We start from the raw sequence: 18,806 nt of genomic DNA, 5'->3' as shown, positions 1-18,806 counted from the left end.
TTTGCAACGGTAGATACACTTATCTTCGTGAATTCTTTTGTCCATGTGTATATGCAGCAAGGAACAGCATGTCATACAGCCCAACGAAGGTCATTGAGTGATCTGAAAGTTGGGCAAAAGGTCAAGGTATGGTCCAGCAGTGGCATAACGACTTTGAGTTATCCTGGGCAGCTTCAGGATGTGACTGATGTTGTCATTTTTGAAGGCCGGGCCGCCGCATTCCCCTCGCCTTCAGGCAGGGGTTAGGCGGCCCCTCTCGCTCTATTCTAGCATGGTATGGCATACCATGCTAGAATAGAGCGTATGAGAGAACAACATACGAAGCATGCCACATATAAAATAGCATACCATTTTGTATGGTGTCCCAAGTATCGCAAGACTATTCTGGTGGGGAATATCGCCACGTTTATTGAGGAAGAAATCAGGCGATTATGTGAGGCGAATACTTGGGAGATCGGCGCACTCAATGTACAGGAAGACCACGTTCACCTCTTTTTGAGTGCGCCACCCGCTATTGCGCCCTCTCTCATTGTTAATACCCTCAAAGGGATTACTGCGAGACAAGTCTTTAAGCAGCATCCCGAAGTCAAAAAACAACTGTGGGGTGGGAATTTCTGGTCTCGCAGTTACTACGTTGGCATCGTCGGAGACATGACCGAGGAAACCGTCAAAAAATATATCGAGTTGGGACAAGGGACATGAGAAAAACGTACAAGTACCGTTTAGCTCCCAATAAGACGGTGGAGAACAAACTCCATTGGGTTCTGGCACGTTGTCGAGAACTCTACAATGCGGGTCTTTCCGAGAGGAAGGATGCTTACCGTATGGTGGGCAAATCGATCACCTACTATGATCAACAAAATGTCCTTCCAGAGATCAAGGCAAAGATCAGAGAAGAGTATCAGGATATCGCTGCTCATGTCCTGCAAGATGTGTTAAAACGACTGGACAAGGCATTTCAACGGTTTTTTGATCGCTGTGCCAAAGGCCAGAAACCAGGATACCCGCGTTTTCAGGGTCGTAACCGCTATAACTCGTTTACCTACCCGGACGGCGCTGGCTGGAAATTGGATCAACAAACACGCCCGCCTGATAAGAAGGGCATGGTCAGAGTCAATCTGAAATTGACGAAGATTGGAACAGTGAAACTGCACCTGCATCGAGACATGATAGGCAAAGTCAAAACCTTGACCATCAAGCGCGAGGGAGAGCATTGGTATGCCTGTTTTAGCTGCGAAGTGGACAAGCCGGAAGCCTTGCCTAGCAGCTATGAGGATGTAGGGATAGACCTGGGTGTGACTCACTTTGCCGCCTTGTCCAATGGTGAATTCCTTGAGAACCCGCGCCATTATCGGAGAGCAGAGAACAAGCTCAAGAAGCTACAAGAGTCCTTGTCTCGCAAGAAGCGCGGCAGTCATCGCAGAGCGAAGGCAGTGAAGCGCGTGGCAAAGGCCCATCGTAAGGTCCGCAATCAGCGTGCCGACTTCGCTCACAAAGCCTCAAGAAAGCTCGTCAATCGCTATCAAGTGATCGTGCTTGAGGATCTCACCATGGCCAATCTGGTGAAACAGCCCAAGCCGAAGCAGGACGAAGAGACAGGACAGTATTTGCCTAATGGGGCGGCAGCCAAAGCGGGATTAAACAAATCAATAGCCGACGCTGGTTGGAGTCAATTTGTGGGAATGTGTACGTACAAGGCAGCATGGGCCGGGCGTACTCTCGTACAAGTTGATCCTAAGTACACCAGCCAGATTTGCCCGAATTGCGGGAATGTACGCAAGAAGACGTTAGAAGAGCGGTGGCATTCTTGTACGTGTGGGTGTGAACTGGATCGGGATACGGCCTCAGCGAAGGTCATCCTCGGTATCGGACGAAAACAGCTTTCGGTCGGGACGCGGCCAACGCGGGCAACTGCGTAGAAGCCTCTCCATTCTATGGGGAGGTACGTTCACGTAGTTGATGAGTCTTGGGAGGAGCAGGAAGACCCTGACCTCGACGCCTATTTGCGGGATCCCAAAGGCTTTAAAAGGAAAGCATAGATTATGCCTGGCCCTACTTCTGGGGGAGGATTTCATAGTTTTGCTGGCGAGTGGTCGAAAGGGGATGGTAGGTGCTGAAATTGGAGGCTATTCGCTCAGGAAACCAGAGGAGGCTAAGCGTGATCTGTTACCAATGTATTTGTGAAGGTTTGACGGCTGCACATATGGCCTGCGCGGTCTGCTCGCGTTGTGGGGGTGGGGCCTGTGAGCTGCATGTTGTTGAGAGTGGACGCACGCATAGCGGGTTGAGCGGGGCGGCGCAGATGTGGTTGATCTGTACACGCTGTTACTATGGCAATACCTCGGTGGCAGCTCAAGCCGAGAAAGCTGTTTATATACGGGCAGAAGAGGGTGCGGCCCAGAAGTTTTTTGCCCGCCTGCCCTGGAAGCGGCAGCGCCAGGATCCGGCGCAGGAGCCAGTATTGCCCAGCGCCAACGAGGCCGTTGAAACGGTCGAGGCCTTCTTGCGTATGATCAAAGTTGAGGCGCAAGACGTGTTGGTGGAGGAGGAGACAGACGATGCTTCACGCAAGCCAGGCGAGTCTGAAAGCTAAGATGGGCGAGCACAATAGCATAGAATAAAGCGAGATGGTTGGGGAAGGTCGCTTCCTCAACCATCTCGCCTTTGTTTGCCTGTTTAAATGTAGAAGAAGCGCTATAGTCCACTTTGGAGCGGGTCAGTATGTTATTTCTAGTCAGCGGGTTGTTATCTCAATAATTGTGAGCGAAAAGAATTGGGAGGCGAATATGCAGTTTACGCAACAGCACAAACAGCGTTTACAGGCCTGTGTGGGCGCGACTAGAGATCTCAGTAGCAATCTGGCCGTTGCAAGCACGCTCTGCTTCTATGAGGGTTCGGAGATGCTCAATGCGGGTATTCCCTTAGCTATTGGTTCAGTAGCCAGTGCCGTGCTCAGTACCGAATATACTCATCTCTCCGGTGATGTCCAGCCTGGAGATATGTACGATGTTGCCTATACTGAGCCTCCTACGCACGCAAGGGGACAGGTTGAGACCGCTTTTGAAGAGGTTTTTCGCTCGTTGGCACTCTGCCTTCTCCAACTTGAGGTCGTTTTACGTAATCTCCATTACTCCTACACGCGCTTGCATGCGACCGAGCAGCTACTAATGGCGCAGGCTAGCAATCCTAAGGGTGGCGAGTATCAGGATGCGCAAATGTTCTCGACCCTGCATCTCCAGGCCCTCTGGCGCAATCTTGAATTGAGCGAGCACCTGCATGCGCTGCTTCTTTCAAGCGCACCTCGCGTGAATATGTACTGGTATCGTGCGAAACAGCGGCTCCCCAACCAGCAGCACTTTACCTACCAGGAAGTTGAGCAGGTCCTGACCTCCGCGTGGCAGAATCAAAGGCAGCGCATTGCGACCTATCAGCTTGCTGCCTTTGATATTGATGGACCTGAACTCGCTCTTCAACTGCTCTCGCAGCAGCGCGAGTTCTCTTTTCCAGCGCTCCTGCTTCAGCGTCAATACCACGAAAGTGTGTACTATCTCAACCAGACCTTATGTTCCTGCCGGGATCATTTCTATGACGATCTCAAGTAGATCGAGATAGTCGAGGAAGCGAGCTTCCTCGACTATCTCGATTTTGCTTTCTCTACTTCTGCAAAAAGGTCCTTATGCGTTGTTTGTAGGTCCCTGTGGGGGTCTCCAACCATCTGTGCGGGTACTACAACACGGTCAAACTCGTCGGCGCTGATGTAGCCGCTGGCAAGCGCGGCCTCGCGCAGGGTGGTATGAGTGTCAAACGCCCTATGGGCGATGGCTGAGGCTTTATCATAGCCTATGACCGGACTCAGGGCTGTCACCAGCATCAGCGACTCATTGACGTAGGTATTGATCTTCTCTGTATCTGGCGTGATCCCTTCAATGCTGTATTGGCGCAGTTTCTCGCAGGCATCGCCCAGGATGCGCGCTGAGTGGAGCACATTATTGATGATGATGGGTCGCATGGCGTTGAGCTCGAAGTTCCCTTGGGAGCCAGCGATAGCGACCACGTTATCATCGCCGATAACCTGAATACACACCATGACCATGGCCTCTTCTTGCGTGGGATTAACCTTGCCGGGCATAATGGAGGAGCCTGGCTCATTGGCCGGGATATTCAGTTCGTGCAGGCCTGCGCGAGGACCACACCCAAGCCAACGCAGATCATTAGCAATCTTCATGAGTGCGACTGCAAGGGCGCGTAGGGCTGCGCTGGCATTGACCATGGCATCCAGCGATCCCTGGGCGGCAAATTTGTTGGGTGCGCTGACAAAGGGATGCCCCGTCAAGTGGGTAATTTCCGCGGCGATCCTGGGTCCAAAATCTGGTAAGGTATTGAAACAGATCATCGAAGATATAGCGAATCCTTGACAATCACTGAGAATCCTGGTACACTTTTCCTATGAAACTCAGTGATTACGCAAAACAACAAGGGGTCCGCTATGAGACGGCCTGGCGCTGGTTCCGAGACGGCAAGATTCAGGGTCGACGCGTGGGAGCGCACACGATCCTGATCGATGAACCTGCAAGATCCGCCAGCCCGGTGAAAGCTGTGACGGTGGTGTACACCCGCGTCTCCTCAGCCGAGAACAAGGCGAACCTGGACAGTCAGGCGGAGCGGCTCGTGGCGTACTGTGCGGCTCGTGGCTATCAGGTGAGCAAGGTGGTCAAAGAAATTGGTTCGGGGGTCAACGACAATCGGCCCAAGTTTCTGGCGCTCCTGGCTGATCCCAACGTCGGGCGGATTGTCATTGAACACAAAGACCGGGGGACGCGCTTTGGCTTTCGCTATATTGAGACGCTCCTCACCGCTTGCGGGCGGGAAATTGAGGTGGTCAATCAGGCCGAAAATGAGACCGAAGATCTGCTCACCGACCTGACGAGCATCATTTATAGCTTCTGTGCCAGACGCTATGGGCAGCGTCGAGCGAAACGAAAGACCGAGCGCATTGTCCAGGAATTGGAGGCGCAAGATGCACCTGGTTGAAAAGCATGTGATTGCGCAGACCGATCCGCGCTTTGCCTGCGTGGATGCAGCCTGTTTTGCCTCCAAGAATCTCTACAATGCCGCCCTCTATGCGTTGCGTCAAACGTTCTTTTTGACCAACACCAGCCTCTCCTATCCTGCGCTGGATAAGCGGATGCAAGAGCACGAGGCATACCGGGCGTTGCCTGCCAAAGTCGCGCAACAGGTGCTCAAGCAGGTCTGCACCGCCTGGTCGAGTTTCTGGGCGGCGCTTCTGGTGTATCGAGAGATCCCGGCAAAGTTCGTGGGGCGTCCTCACCTCCCAACGTACTTGCCCAAGGCGAAGGGGCGTAACCTGCTCGTCTATACCATGCAAGCGGTGAGCCGGGGCAAACGGACCCTGGATCGGGGGATCATCCAGCCCTCGCAACTGGGCATCCAGGTGAAAACCCGGCAAGACCCCAAAGCCATCGCGCAGGTGCGCGTGGTTCCCAAAGTGGGCTATGTCGTGGTCGAGGTCACCTCTGAACACGAACCCACCGTCACGGCGGTTGATCCTGATCTGCTCGCCGGACTCGATCCGGGTATGGATAATCTGGCCACGCTAACTTCAAACAAACCAGGCTTTGTTCCGGTGATTGTTAACGGGCGCGGCATCAAGTCCTGTAACCAGTATTATAACAAACAACGAGCAGTGCTCCAGAAATCCCTGGGACATCCTGGCCGAAGTCGGCGCGTGGAACAGTTGACGACTCGACGCAACCGGCGGATCGAGCACGACCTGCATACGGCCAGCCGCTTCCTGATTGATCTTTTGGTCGCCGAGGGGATCGGGACGTTGATCATCGGCAAGAATCCGTTGCAAAAACAAGCGATCCGCCTAGGGAAGCGCACCAATCAGCACTTTGTGCAGATCCCGCATGCGCGCTTCATTGAGATGCTGCAGTATAAAGCGGAACTGGTCGGCATTCGCGTGATCCTCACCGAAGAGTCGTACACGAGCAAAGCCAGCTTGCTTGATCTCGACCCCCTGCCCGTGTATCGCAAAGTCGAGCAGGTGGCCTACCAGTTTAGCGGCAAGCGCATCGAGCGGGGACTGTATCGAGCAGCCGATGGGCGAGTCATCCATGCTGATGTCAATGGCGCAGGGAATATTATCCGCAAAGTAGCTCCTGGAGCTTTCGAGCGCAAGGGAGTAGAGGATGGGGAGTGCAGGGTCCATCTGCCGGTAGTCCATCCGGTGAGGAAGTCATTCCCTCACAAACCCGCTCGCGAGAAAATCCTGGCTCCTGTCAGGTTTCGCTAGTCGCGACGGAACTATTAAGCCCTGTTCCCACGGCGGTTCCACCTGCGGCTAGCTTGTAGAGACCCTGCATGGACTGCTTGACGAGGTCGAGCGCGTCCTTGAGTTGCGTCACATAGCCCGACCATTCCTGTCCAATGGTGAGAGGGGTGGCGTCTTGCAGGTGGGTGCGGCCAATCTTGACGACGTCTATCCACTCCTGAGCCTTCTCCCACATTGCCTGGATGAGAGCCTGCACTTTGGGGATGAGGTGCTCCGTGAACATGAACACGGTTGCTATATGCATCGCCGTAGGAAAGGTATCGTTGGAGGACTGAGACATGTTGACGTCATCGTTGGGATGGATAGGCTTTTTGCTGCCTAATTTTCCTCCGGCGAGTTGAATTGCGCGGTTGGAGATGACCTCGTTTACGTTCATATTTGACTGTGTACCCGAACCCGTTTGCCACACGTACAGAGGAAACTCACTATCGAGCGTACCCTTGATCACTTCATCGGCTACTTTGCAGATCAGTTCGGCTTTCTCCTGTGAGAGCTTGCCTGCTTCGGCGTTGACGATGGCCGCCGCCTTCTTCACATATCCATAGGCGTGATAGACCTCCTTTGGCATGTGGTCATCGCCAATAGAGAAGTGGATCAGGGAGCGCTGGGTTTGCGCTCCCCAATAATGTTCTGCTGGAACATTGATGGCACCCATGGAGTCTGTTTCCTGCCGGGTGCCAGTTGCTCCAGTATCAACGGGTATCTCATGTTCAACGACGGTTTGCGTGCTCTTCTTCGGGCTACTCCTACGAGGCGTGCTCATACACGGACCCCCTGTCTGACGACAACCTGGGGATAGACGGGTTGCCACATTGCGTCCTGCACTTGCTGAATAATATTGGGAAGCTTGGCTCTAGCCAGTCCTTCGGCGGCGGCTGTTTTGGCTACCTCTACGGCGACGGTCGCAGAGACGGCGCGCAGGTTCTCCACATGTGGCAAGAGTGAGGCTCCAGGTTGGTGTACATCTACCAGGCTGGCCACAGCCCTGGCGGCCGCCATAAGCATGCCATCACTGACACGCTGCGCCCGTGAAACAATGGTTCCCAATCCAAGCCCTGGATAGAGGAGCGCGTTATTGGCCTGACCAATCGTGTAGGTTGTCCCTTTGAGAGTGATGGGATGCCAGGGGACGCCTGTTGCGACGAGTGCCCGTCCATTAGTCCAGGAGAGCAGGTTGGTCGGCGTAGCCTCCATCAAGGTGGTGGGATTGGAGAGAGGGAAGATGATGGGGTGCTCTGTATGGGCAGCCATCTCTTTGACTATGGTCTCGGTAAAGGTCCCTGGAGCCGTCGAGGTCCCAATCATAGCGGTGGGATGCACCTGGCGTACGACCTCGGCCAGACTGATGCCTCCATTGGGCATATCGTGCTGCCAGCTGGAGACCTCGCTGGCGGGCCGGGCATAGGCAACCTGGAAATCGCGGAGCGCCTCGCCCATGTTATCGACGAGCAGGCCTTGAATGTCGACGCACCAGAAGCGTCGTGTGGCCTCTTCTTGCGATAAGCCCTCGCGCATCATGGCGGCTCGTACCTGGTCGGCATTGCCAATCCCAGCGGTACCTGAGCCAAAGATGACGACACGTTGATCGCGTAGAGACTGCCCGGTGACCTTCATGGCTGAGAACAAGGCCGCCAGGGTGATCGCTCCGGTACCTTGCATATCGTCATTGAAGGTGCAGATCTGCGAGCGGTACTTCTCCAGAATGCGGCGCCCGTTCCCAGGTCCAAAGTCTTCCCAGTGCAGCATGGCATGGGGAAATAGCCTGGTTGCGGTCTTGATGTAGGCCTCAATAAAGGCGTCATAACGCGCGCCGCGCACCCTGGCGTGCCGGTTGCCCAGGTAGAAGGGATCATTGAGCAGGCTCTCGCGATTGGTACCGACGTCGAGCATGACTGGAATGACGCGAGCCGGGTCGATACCCGCGGCGGCGGTATAGACGGCGAGCTTGCCAACTGAGATCTCGATGCCGCCCACGCCCCAGTCACCGATGCCAAGGATCTCTTCCGCGTCCGTCGCCACAATCAGGTCGATCTCATCGGGACCGGCCCCGAAGTTACGAAACGCCGTTTCGATCTCATCAGGATGGTCGATAGAGAGGTAGACCCCATGTGGTCTCCGGTATTCATGGTTATAGTGTTCGATAGCGTGTGCGATGGTGGGATCATAAACGATTGGGAGCATCTCGTAGAGATGTTCAGAGAGCAGGCGGTAGAAGAGGACCTCGTTACGGTCCTGGAGGGCGGTTAGAAACAGATTTTTCTGCACATCGTCCGCTTGCTGCTGGTACTGGGTGTAGGTGCGTTTGACTTGCTCATCGATGGTCGTTATCGCGGGCGGTAAGAGGCCATCGAGGTGAAGCGTCTTGCGCTCCTGTGCCGTGAAGGCAGTTCCACGGTTTAACATAGGATCGCTCAGGAGATTCAGGCCAGTTACCTCGGTCTCTAGACGTCGATTTCCATCAGACGTGTCGGGAAGTAAGCGATAGTTTCTCATTGTGGTATGCCTATCTTTCTTCTCTCTCGCAGTACAACCTTCTAGCTTTACTCTACGTCGTCTTTCAATCACGACAGATATCTATCAGGATTTCTCGCTACTAAGTGACTCGCAGAGTTAAGGGTGAGGTGGCAGGCTGGCATTGCCAGCCTGCCACCTCACCCTTAACTCTGCGAAGCGTCGCAGACGCTGAGAACACCTCGCCTGGAGACGAGATAAGCAGTTCCGCAATGCCCTTGACATTTGCTGTGGGTGTAAGTATACTCCCTACATCCGGGTGTAGTGAATATTGTTACATCGGAGCGATTAGAAGAGAAACCCACGACGTAGTGGAATGAGGAAAAGAGCATGAGTGGCAATAGTCGCTTAACACTGGCGGTCCATACCCTGGCCTGGATGGCGCGCAGAATGGTGGATTATGGGGATCAGTATGATTTCTCCACGTCACGAGAGATTGCTGAGAGTGTCAACACCAATCCAGTCACGCTGCGTGAACTGCTGGGGATGATGGAGGAGCAGGGCCTGGTAACAGTTCAGCGCGGGAGTAACGCGGGCTGGAAGCTGGCACGCAAACCAGAGGAGATTACGCTCCTTGAGGTGTACAAGGTCGTTAAGCCGCATACCATGTTTACGCTCCATCACACGCCCCCCAATCCAAAATGTCCTATAGGATGCGGCATAGGTCCCGCTTTACAGGGAATCTACGCCAATGTACAGGACGCTATGGAGCAAGAATTGGCGCACACAACGATTACCGATGTTTTGCGTGATACGCTTGCATCTACCGCTACCCATTCTCGGCAGAATGAATGATGGACGTAATCAATAAGTTGTAGGGTCCATGCTGGCATGGACTTTCCTCTCCACGCATCCCAACGTTTGCGAGAAGCGCGAAACCATGCTTGGGCGAGGCTTTAAGTCCATACCAACATGGACCCTACAATTTGGTGGATGCACCAATAAAACTCTTTTTTTACGCTCCGGTGTAATCAAAATTATTACACCGCATTGAAAGGCTATTATTTTAATGTCACAAATGACTCAACAACGCTCAGTGGCTGAGGCTAGCCGGGCGACTCGTATAAATCCGCGTATTCTCTTGCTGGCGCTGGGCATGTTTGCGTTGGGGACCGACGCTTTTGTCGTAGCAGGTGTGCTGCCTGTGATTGCGCATGAGACGGGGGTGACCGTGAGTGTGGCCGGGCAACTGGTCACGGCCTTTTCGCTTACCTATGGGCTGGGGGCACCGCTGCTGGCTGTACTCATTGGTCGCTGGTCGCCACACCGCGTATTGATTGTGTCTCTTGGTCTTTTTTGCCTGGCAAATATAGGATCGGCCCTGGCGCCAACCTTTCCGCTCTTGATGCTGACGCGCATTCTGACTGGCTGTTTTGCCGCAGTCTATGCGCCGCAGGCCTATACTATGGGAATCGCGCTTGCCCCGCCGGAGAAGCGCGGCCAGGCTCTGGCGCTGGTCGTTATCGGGCTTACTGTGGCGACCGCGCTTGGCTCGCCGCTGGGAACCTGGATTGGCGAGCACTTTGGCTGGCGCCTCTCCTTTGGCCTGGTGGCGGGCCTGGCCGGAATAGGATTTCTGGCCTTCCTGATCAGCGGTCTGCCCAGGATTGCGACGCCGCCAACCGTATCGCTGCGGCAGCGACTCGCGCCCATAACTCAGCCTCGCCTGGTCCTGACCTTGCTGCCCGCGTTGCTGTGGAACCTGGGAATCTATGCCATCTATACCTATATCGGGCCGCTCTTGCAGCAAAATATGCATCTTGTGGATCTCAGCGGTATGCTGATGGTCTTTGGCCTGGGTGTGGTAGTTGGTAACTGGTCGGGTGGTATGATCGCGGATCGCGTTGGTCCGCAGCGCCCGTTGCTTGTTTCTATGGTCCTCTTATTGATTATGGAAATTGTTATTCCGCTGGCGACGACAACGTGGCTGGGGGGACTGCTGGCGCTCTTCGTCTGGGGGATGTCGGGAGCGCTGCTCTTCATTCCGCAGCAGCATCGCCTCCTGAGCGTAGCTCCTGAGCACGCGAACGTGATCCTGGCCCTGAATAACTCTATGTTCTACCTGGGCATAGCCGGGGGAGCGGCCTTAGGAGGGCTATCTCTCCGCGCCGTCGCGGTAACCCAGCTAGGCTGGATTGGGGCGGCCTGTGTTCTTCTGGCTCTGCTACTGCTCTTTGGCAGTATATGGCTGAATAAGGAGAGGTTGCGTGGGCATAAGAAGACCGCCGAAGACATAGTGGTTGTTCCTGAGTAAATAGAAGATGCCAAATATATTGTGGGGTCCATGCCAGCATGGACCCCACAATATATTTGGCAGCCCCGGGCAATAATCCAGTCAAGCGACTTGCTATTTTCTTGCTGATTGAAGGTGTGGTGGTGGTGGAGGAAGCGCCCTCGGCGCTTCCTCCACCACCACCACACCTTCAATTTTTTTATTTTGCTGTGGGGACATCGCGGAAGCTGATGCCGAAGCGGTTCCAGGCGTTGATGGTCGCGATGAGCAGGGTCAGGTTTACCAGTTCTTCATCAGTGAAATGAGGACGCACCTGCTCGTAGACCTCATCGGGTACGCGATCGAGGGTGATCAGCGTGAGCTTCTCAGTCCAGAGGAGGGCGGCGCGCTCGCGGTCGCTGAAGAAAGGTGTCTCGTGCCAGACTGGTAGCGCGTAGAGGCGCTGCTCCGTGTCGCCACCCTCGCGGGCATCAAAGCTATGCATACTGACGCAATATGCGCATCCATTGATCTGAGAGGCGCGCAGGCGTACCAGTTCCTTCAAAGGGGCCTCGAGCCCACAATTGTTGATATATGTCTCAAGGCCGTTCATGGCTCTCATCGCCCCAGGTGCAGCTTTACCGTAGTTTAGTCTTATTCCCATTTACCGTAGTTTAGTCTTATTCCCATGATTGAAGCTCCTTTTAATGTCATCAGATTGTTTCGTGTAGTTGTCTTCTATCTGGCGGTAGTATACCTCAATAATGGGATTGTTAAAAGATCCAATTTGTATTACTATAGAGGTGCCATTTCTAAGCAAAAACTTTGAGCGCTTTTAGCAAAGGGAGCAGTAACTTATGCCAAAGCGGGCGAGACCGGTGGATAAACCGGAGATTATACTTGATCAGAACGCGCAGGCGCCGCTCTATCGCCAGCTTTATGAGCGCTTGCGGGCGCAAATCCTGGCAGGCCAGTTGGAGACGGGAGCGCGTCTTCCCTCGACGCGGATACTGGCTAGCCAGCTAGAAGTATCGCGTAATACGACGGCTCTGGCCTACGAACAGTTATTGCTGGAGGGATATCTGGAGAGCCGGGTGGGAGATGGGACGCGGGTGGCCCGTTTGGAGCCGGAGCAACTGGCGCAGGCGAGTGGAAATGGCTCTAAACAAGGTAGGAGGGTTGCGCCTGCGACACAGCGCGGCTTGCTGGCGCGGCGTAGTCAAGCCTTGCTTGACGAGTTTGCTTTTGGGCAGGAGACAGAAGTCAGTTCAGACAAAGATGTGTTCCTGGTGGGCGGGCCTGAAGTGGCGTACTTCCCCTATGAGATCTGGGCCAGGCTGATAGCGAAACACGCCCGGCAATCGCTGCAAGCCCACTCACGTTATCAGGATGTGCAGGGCTATGGACCTTTGCGCGAGGCCATTGCAGCACACATCGGCATTACGCGTGGTGTGCATTGTATGCCTGAACAGATCATACTTACCGCCGGAGCGCAAGGCGCGCTCGACCTGGTGGCACGCGTATTGCTCGATCCTGGCGAGCAGTCCTGGGTTGAGGATCCGGGCTACTTTGGGGCCAGGGGTGCGCTAATGGCTGCAGGAGTTGTTATGGTACCTGTGCCGGTAGATGGCGAGGGCATCAATGTGGTGGCTGGACTACAGCTTAAAGGCGAGGCACGTATGGCGGTAGTGACCCCCTCACACCAGTTTCCTACAGGAGTTACCATGAGCCTGGTCCGGCGCCTGGAGCTGCTGGAATGGGCGAGGAAGACGCAAGGCTGGATTGTAGAGGATGACTATGATAGCGAGTATCGTTACAGCGGACGGCCTCTGGAGGCGTTGCATGGCCTTGATCGTGCGGGGCGCGTGATCTATATTGGCACCTTTAGTAAGGTGCTCTTTCCCTCGTTGCGCCTGGGATATATGGTCGTGCCACCACAGTTGCTGGAGGGCTTTCTTGCCACCCGCCGCTTCGTCGATGTACACCTGCCGCTGCTGGAGCAGATGGCCCTGGCCGATTTTATTACCGGGGGACACTTCGCGCGCTACCTACGCAAGATGCGTGGACTCTACATGGAGCGGCGCGATGTTCTGGTGAAGGCCTTGAACCAGGAGCTGGGCAATATTCTGGACGTTACTATACCAGAAGCTGGCATCCACCTTGTTGCCTGGCTGCCGGAGGGGGTAAGTGCCGATAGCGTAGTCGAACTGGCTGCAAAGCAAGGTCTGAGAATACAGCCTGTTTCGCAATTTAGCATGCAACCCCTCAAGCGTGATGGCCTCGTGCTTGGTTTTGCAAATGCGACCCCAGAGGCGCTACGAGCAGATGTGCATGCCCTGGCGCGTGTTTTGCGGAGTGCGCTTATATAGACGCCATTTTCGCTTAAGTAGCCGCGTACGCCAGCAGCGGGCCCGCTACTGGCGTACGCGGCTACTGCTCCGTGGCCCGTTTATAATATGAATTCATTTTGAGCCTCGGAAAGAGGCGCACCCCATTTTCGTGCTCAGAGGAGCTCGGTTTGTACGCGCTATTCATCCTCTCTCGATTGTGTGGGCGGAACCAACCACTCCAGGAGATCTGAGCGCTCGGCTTGAGGTATCGAGCCTGCTGGCGCTCCCAGCAAGCGTTCCAGCCCGTCAGCACAGGCTTCTATGATCCGAGCGAGCCGGGGGAGATCGTCGGGCGAATGGTCCTGCGCGCAGAGGATCTCGGCTGTCGCATACCCAAGGTCTTCAAACAGGGAGATGACCATTCTCGCCGCCTGATCCGGGTAGGGAGTCGTCAAGACGCCTTCTTCGATTCCTTGACGGATCATCTCCTCCAGCCAGGGCGTGAAACGTTTCACGCGGGCGATGTAGAGTTTGTGGCGAACGACGACATTCTCATCGCCATACCAGACGCACAGAGACGCGAACACGAGGTGCCTGTGTGCATGTTTCCAGTGGTCCAGTGCGGTAAAGAAGCGCTGGAGTTTGGTGAGCGCGCCAGCCGTTGGATCATGGACGATGGGAAGCACTAACTGCTCGATCTGGTTCCCGATACGCTCGATCAGAGCCTCAAGCAAGGCTGGTTTGGAGTCAAAGTAGTGATAGAATGCTCCAGAGGAGATGTGCAATTCGCCCACCAGATCGGCAATTGCCATCTGTTCATAGCCCCTGGTTTCAATGGCACGTTGCGCTGCGTCAAGAATGGCGTTGCGGCGGGCCTCGTGAGCGGCTTCGTTGATGGTGCGTACCATGACTTCTCACCTCTCATTCGTAAAAGAAGACCAGTATCAGGGGCGAACGACGGTCGCTTGAGCAATCCGTTCGACTTCGGACACGACCAGTTCCCGTCTCACAGATTTGAAGTAGCGTGTTTGATGCTCTGTACTCCCAACGTCTGCTGTCAGACTGAGATGAAAGGGGGCGAGGTAGGATGCGAGGCTGGAAGGTTCCAGGCCAAACAGCCAGGGGGAGCCCTTTTTCGCCACCATATCCATCATTTTCTCCTCGCCCGGAATATCCGAACGTCGTTCGATAAAGCTTTTCAAGACATAGGTAAACACAAGAATACTCCCAGGAGCCGAGGTGCCAACGAAAGCCAGTGTCCTGTGGACGGCTTCCTCCGAGAGGTACTGCGTCACGCCTTCCCACACAAAGATCGCCGGACTGGCAGGGTCGAAAGGTGTCCCGCTGAAGACGGCTTCCAGACTCTGCGTGTCGAAGTCGATGGGGAGAAACGTGACCTGTTCCGGTAGCCGACCAAAATGTTTGTGTAGCTTCTTCTTTTTGTCTTCCTGCACAGATGGAAGGTCAACTTCAAACACGCGCGTGTGTTCCATACCGGTCAGGCGATAGGGGCGCGTATCAAGCCCGGCACCCAGGATCACCACTTGTTCGATCCCCTGCGAGAGGGCATCCCGGACGGCATCGTCGATAAAGCGCGTCCGAGAGATCTGGACGCCGTAAATCCCTGGCGTAATGGCATCCATCTGTTGGATCGTCAAATTGCGCATGCTTTTGAACTGCATCAGCATCCGGATGGGGGTGCCAACCAGGTCTTTGATCACCGAATCATGAAACAGCCGGGCGTTCTCGGGCTGGTACTGTTCGATCAAACGACATATTGCTGCGCCAAGCGCTGTATTGCTTACACGTTGATTTGCCATAAGGAGACCTCACTCAATCAAAGTTTTGCTCTACTCAATCATAAACCGAGACTCGGTTTATGATTGAGTAGAGCATAGTCCATGAACGAGCCATTGTCAAGAGGAACACAGACACACGGGTAAGTTTGAGCTTGGCACATGAATGCCCTGGCTTGAGCGCTGTTGAGCCATCTCCCCACGAGCGCTACAGCCCAGAGGCAGAAGGATGCTCATATTCAAGCGGCACGTTCGTCTTGAAAAAGTTACTGAGCCGCTTCACTTCAGCTTCAATCCCTTTGTGGATCAAGGCTGTGGGTGAGCAGAACAGATGAACCTTGACGACCGTTTGGGAGCGCCGAGTGCTCGATTGCCAGACGCCTTGAGTAGAACCGTTGACCAGGATGATCGCAGAAATCCATCCCTGGGGACGGTAAGCTAGGCCAGAACCTCGACCAGGAATCCGCCTGGCGCTTGAACATAAAATGTCCAGGCATGACTCCGTTCCGGGGGCTTCATTTCAAATCCGTCGTCTTTCAAGCGTTGATAGATCTCGTTGACGCGCTCCTCGCTTTCTTGGACAAAGCCGATATGAAATGTGCCAGGATAGCTCACCTGACCAGCTTTCATCAAGGTGAGTACCAGATTATCGTCGTCGAAAAGCACAGTAAACCCTTTGTTGCCTCCCTGGTTGCGTAACCCGAAGTACGTTTCGAGAAAGTTAGCCGCCGCAGGAACATCAGTGACGGTCAGATTGACATGATTCAGTTTCATAGTCGCTAGACACTTCCTTACCCAAGGTAGGGAGAGAAGATGTTTTCTCTCCGGTCGACACTTTCATGCGACAATTTTTCGCTCTTTATCTTAACATAAGCGCACGATCTAATCACATATGAGATTTACCGCTTAAATATAGATATGGGATATTTCAACGTGCATGGTTAATGGCCCATTCAGGAAGTAGGCGCGTACGCCACTAGCGCCGAGCCGCTCATGCAGGGCGGCCCGGCGCTATGTTTAATAGCGGTTGGTGAGCTCGACTGCCTGGTGGCTGGGGAGCGTGAGAGTGATGCTGTTGCCCTGGAGCTGGTAGGCGGTGCCGGTCAGCTCATCGTGGAGCGTCTGGCTGCTGGCGAAGTTGTCCAGGTTGGGGATGGTGACGGTACGGGTACACCAGCAGTTGTTGAGGGCGACAAGAACATTGCTGCCGCCGTTCTCGCGCTCAAAGGCGTAGAAGCTATCATTGACCCACTTCTCATACTGCGCGCCGTTTTGCAGGGCGGTGTTGAGGTTGCGGGCGTAATTGAGTTTGGCGACATAGTTGTAGAGCGTGCCGCTGGTGTTGAAGGAGTTGAACATGTCCTCGCGGTTGGCGGGATCGGCGCAGCCGCTGAAACCCTGCTCGGTGCCGTAGTACATGATCGGGATGCCACGGCTGGCGAAGGTGAAGGCCAGGGCCATCTCAAGTTGGGGATATTTGTCCCAGGTTTGAGCGGGGTTGCCCGAGGCGTCGCAGAGGAAGCGATCCTGGTCATGGTTATCGATAAAGACACCATTGGTGTGCGCGTCTCGGTAGGAGCCGTCGGAGTTATAGCGATCACGGATCTCATACATGCTCTTATTCTGGGCGAAGACATCATGGATGGTGTAGTACATAGGATAGTCCAGCACAGCATCCAGGTAGTGGGTGTAATCGCCGACGTAGCCGGGATCGCCGCTATAGACTTCACCGATGGTAAAGGTTCCCGCGCTCTGAGCATAGCTGCTCCAGAAGGACTTGGGGACGTGCTTGACGGTGTCCACGCGCAGGCCATCGACGCCGGTTGTGTTGACCAGCCAGCTCACATTATTGAGTAGAGTAGAGTGGGTCGTGGAGTCGTCCTGGTTGAGATCATTGAGGCCTGCCACATCCTCGTTTTCCAGGTCCCACTGGTTGTTATAGTCCTGGATGTTGCCGTTGTGGTGGTAGTTGCTGTAGTTGGGGAAGGTGGGCGCGGTGTAGTTATAGGAGCCGGTGTGGTTGGCCACGACATCGAGCATAACCCAGATGTTGCGATTATGCGCCTGGGTCACAAGGTTTTGCAGGTCGCTCATACTGCCGAGATGACCATCGATGGAGTAGAAGTCATAGCCCCAGTAGCCATGATAGGCATGGGCGTCATGCTGCATTACCACGGGTGTAATCCAGATGGCGGTGAAGCCCATATTCCTGATATAGTCCAGGTGATTGATAATGCCCTGGAAGTCGCCGCCATGCCAGGCGGTGGCATCCGAGCGATTGGTGTTGAAGCCGCCATAGTTATCGTTTCCGGTATTACCATCGCTAAAGCGGTCCGTCATGATAAAGTAGATGGAGCGACTGGTCCATTCATTGGCTGAATGGGCATAGACCCGCCTGGATGGCGAGATGACGAGGAGAACGGTGCCTACAAGGGCGAAGACGAGTAAGAGGGTCGCGAGCAATAGCGCCCGGCGCCAGAGGCCTCCGTGCCTGGTGATTGGTAAAGAACATCCTGTTCTCATGTGATTGTAATATCCTCCTGTTGCCTCCGCTTGTGCCAACTCAAGCCCGTGGTTGTGCACGTCCTAACGAAGAAAACGATCCTTATGCGGAAATTATAACATGGAAAAGAGAGGTGGTCGTGGTGTTCGCCACGACCACCTCTCTTTTCCATGTTATATTCTTGCTTTTGGTTTTGTTGTGCTGTATATTTATTATTGTTGATATATGACCAAATAAGCTTATTTAGTCAGGTGATGGAAGGAGTATATTGTGGCAGAGCTGAGCCGGGAAGCAGGCCTGGAGGAGCAGGAGCAATCCAGGCGTGAGGCGCGGGCGCACCGTATTCTGGATGCGGCGGCGACCCTGATTCTGCGTTGGGGTTATAACAAAACAACCATTGAGGATATCTCCAGGGAGGCTGGAGTCGCGAAGGGTACCATCTACCTGCACTGGAAGACGCGCGAGGACCTGTTTGGCGCGCTGATGAAGCGTGAGAAGATGGTGTTGACGGAGGATGTACAGCAGCGTGTAGCGCAAGATCCAGAGGGGCAAACGCTGCGTGGCCTGTTTAGGCATTCGGCGCTGGCACTGCTGAAGCGTCCTTTATTGAAGGCGGTACTCCTGCGCGATATGGATGTTATCGGGAAGCTGGTGCATCGCGAGCATAGCAGTGAGTTGTACCAGGAGAAGTTGCAGGGCTTTATCGTCTACCTGGAGTACCTGCGTGAACACCGCCTGGTGCGTACAGATATGAGTATGTTCGCCCAGGTGTATACCCTATCGGCGATCTTTATGGGCTTCTTCCTGATCGCGCCCCTGATGCCGGAAGAGTATATGCTTTCCGATGAGGAACTGGCGCGATGGCTAGCCGAGGCTGTGCAGCGTGCGCTTGTGCTCAATGGAGCTGATATGTCAGATGAGGCGCGAGTCGCCTCACATGCCTTTGGACAGTATCTGGATCGCGATAGAGCGGCGAGCCAGCAGATGTTTCAACAAGAGGTTGAATGATCCATTTACGCAGGATGTAAAAAGTCCGACCTGCGAACGTACGTGCCTGCATGTCATGAACCATCACAAGAGCCTTCATATATAGATGCGT

The 18,806-nt window shown here is 54.5% G+C and carries 17 protein-coding genes and 2 pseudogenes; 11 read left to right on the top strand and 8 right to left on the bottom strand.

Features of this window, described 5'->3' with window-relative positions; translation table 11 throughout:
* Positions 1 to 51: 51 nt before the first annotated feature.
* The 5 genes from KTE_RS50090 to KTE_RS36535 all read left to right on the top strand — a co-directional run bounded on the left by KTE_RS50090 (position 52) and on the right by KTE_RS36535 (position 3,602).
* Complete coding sequence (locus KTE_RS50090; protein WP_374226848.1) at positions 52 to 246, top strand: DUF3221 domain-containing protein; 195 nt, start codon at positions 52 to 54, stop codon at positions 244 to 246.
* 57 nt (positions 247 to 303) lie between these two features.
* Positions 304 to 702 carry an IS200/IS605 family transposase gene (gene tnpA, locus KTE_RS36550; RefSeq protein WP_201387317.1) on the top strand — a complete coding sequence of 133 codons (399 nt, stop codon included), beginning with the start codon at positions 304 to 306 and terminating at the stop codon, positions 700 to 702.
* On the top strand, positions 699 to 1,919 hold the full coding sequence (locus KTE_RS36545; RefSeq protein ID WP_236600710.1) for a transposase: 1,221 nt from the start codon (positions 699 to 701) through the stop codon (positions 1,917 to 1,919). Before tnpA ends, KTE_RS36545 begins: the two co-directional genes overlap by 4 nt.
* Positions 1,920 to 2,158: 239 nt before the next feature.
* Entirely contained in the window at positions 2,159 to 2,593 is a 435-nt protein-coding gene (locus tag KTE_RS36540; protein ID WP_201390519.1) for a hypothetical protein, read from the top strand.
* Between the two features lie 193 nt (positions 2,594 to 2,786).
* A complete protein-coding gene (locus KTE_RS36535; protein ID WP_201390517.1) occupies positions 2,787 to 3,602 on the top strand; it encodes a hypothetical protein in 816 nt (271 codons plus the stop codon).
* Between the two features lie 32 nt (positions 3,603 to 3,634).
* Here the strand turns inward: KTE_RS36535 and KTE_RS36530 are convergent.
* Positions 3,635 to 4,381: pseudogene (locus KTE_RS36530) on the bottom strand (lyase family protein); the annotation flags it as partial.
* 65 nt (positions 4,382 to 4,446) lie between these two features.
* Between KTE_RS36530 and KTE_RS36525 the strand changes: the two are divergent.
* Positions 4,447 to 5,031 carry an IS607 family transposase gene (locus KTE_RS36525; RefSeq protein ID WP_201387429.1) on the top strand — a complete coding sequence of 195 codons (585 nt, stop codon included), beginning with the start codon at positions 4,447 to 4,449 and terminating at the stop codon, positions 5,029 to 5,031.
* Entirely contained in the window at positions 5,018 to 6,316 is a 1,299-nt protein-coding gene (locus KTE_RS36520) for an RNA-guided endonuclease TnpB family protein (protein ID WP_201390515.1), read from the top strand. Before KTE_RS36525 ends, KTE_RS36520 begins: the two co-directional genes overlap by 14 nt.
* 10 nt (positions 6,317 to 6,326) lie before the next feature.
* Here KTE_RS36520 and KTE_RS36515 read toward each other — a convergent pair.
* Both KTE_RS36515 and KTE_RS36510 read right to left on the bottom strand, forming a co-directional pair.
* Positions 6,327 to 7,118, bottom strand: a pseudogene (locus KTE_RS36515) (lyase family protein); the annotation flags it as partial.
* Positions 7,115 to 8,848 carry an NAD-dependent malic enzyme gene (locus KTE_RS36510; RefSeq protein WP_201390513.1) on the bottom strand — a complete coding sequence of 578 codons (1,734 nt, stop codon included), beginning with the start codon at positions 8,846 to 8,848 and terminating at the stop codon, positions 7,115 to 7,117. The pseudogene KTE_RS36515 and the gene KTE_RS36510, both read right to left, overlap by 4 nt.
* A gap of 348 nt (positions 8,849 to 9,196) precedes the next feature.
* Between KTE_RS36510 and KTE_RS36505 the strand changes: the two genes are divergently transcribed.
* The gene (locus KTE_RS36505) at positions 9,197 to 9,661 is read left to right on the top strand and encodes an Rrf2 family transcriptional regulator (RefSeq protein WP_201390511.1); all 465 of its coding nucleotides are present in this window, start codon (positions 9,197 to 9,199) and stop codon (positions 9,659 to 9,661) included.
* 214 nt (positions 9,662 to 9,875) lie between these two features.
* Positions 9,876 to 11,120 carry an MFS transporter gene (locus KTE_RS36500; protein ID WP_201390509.1) on the top strand — a complete coding sequence of 415 codons (1,245 nt, stop codon included), beginning with the start codon at positions 9,876 to 9,878 and terminating at the stop codon, positions 11,118 to 11,120.
* A 178-nt stretch (positions 11,121 to 11,298) separates the two neighbouring features.
* Here KTE_RS36500 and KTE_RS36495 read toward each other — a convergent pair whose 3' ends face one another.
* A complete protein-coding gene (locus tag KTE_RS36495) occupies positions 11,299 to 11,742 on the bottom strand; it encodes a carboxymuconolactone decarboxylase family protein (protein ID WP_201390507.1) in 444 nt (147 codons plus the stop codon).
* A 193-nt stretch (positions 11,743 to 11,935) separates the two neighbouring features.
* Between KTE_RS36495 and KTE_RS36490 the strand changes: the two genes are divergently transcribed.
* Entirely contained in the window at positions 11,936 to 13,447 is a 1,512-nt protein-coding gene (locus tag KTE_RS36490) for a PLP-dependent aminotransferase family protein (RefSeq protein WP_201390505.1), read from the top strand.
* A 158-nt stretch (positions 13,448 to 13,605) separates the two neighbouring features.
* Here the strand turns inward: KTE_RS36490 and KTE_RS36485 are convergent, their stop codons facing one another.
* The 4 genes from KTE_RS36485 to KTE_RS36470 form a co-directional block, all read right to left on the bottom strand.
* The gene (locus KTE_RS36485) at positions 13,606 to 14,316 is read right to left on the bottom strand and encodes a TetR/AcrR family transcriptional regulator (protein WP_201390503.1); all 711 of its coding nucleotides are present in this window, start codon (positions 14,314 to 14,316) and stop codon (positions 13,606 to 13,608) included.
* A gap of 36 nt (positions 14,317 to 14,352) precedes the next feature.
* Positions 14,353 to 15,228: a class I SAM-dependent methyltransferase gene (locus KTE_RS36480; protein WP_201390501.1), complete on the bottom strand. Its 876-nt coding sequence runs from the start codon at positions 15,226 to 15,228 to the stop codon at positions 14,353 to 14,355.
* A 414-nt stretch (positions 15,229 to 15,642) separates the two neighbouring features.
* The gene (locus KTE_RS36475) at positions 15,643 to 15,978 is read right to left on the bottom strand and encodes a VOC family protein (RefSeq protein WP_201390500.1); all 336 of its coding nucleotides are present in this window, start codon (positions 15,976 to 15,978) and stop codon (positions 15,643 to 15,645) included.
* A gap of 243 nt (positions 15,979 to 16,221) precedes the next feature.
* A complete protein-coding gene (locus KTE_RS36470; protein ID WP_201390498.1) occupies positions 16,222 to 17,727 on the bottom strand; it encodes an alpha-amylase family glycosyl hydrolase in 1,506 nt (501 codons plus the stop codon).
* 250 nt (positions 17,728 to 17,977) lie between these two features.
* Here KTE_RS36470 and KTE_RS36465 point away from each other — a divergent pair, with 250 nt between their 5' ends.
* Complete coding sequence (locus KTE_RS36465) at positions 17,978 to 18,715, top strand: TetR/AcrR family transcriptional regulator (protein WP_201390496.1); 738 nt, start codon at positions 17,978 to 17,980, stop codon at positions 18,713 to 18,715.
* Positions 18,716 to 18,806: the final 91 nt, after the last annotated feature.

It is taken from the genome of Ktedonobacter sp. SOSP1-85 (assembly GCF_016587415.1).
Taxonomy (GTDB): domain Bacteria; phylum Chloroflexota; class Ktedonobacteria; order Ktedonobacterales; family Ktedonobacteraceae; genus Ktedonobacter.
This window is presented reverse-complemented; position numbering and strand designations above follow the sequence as displayed.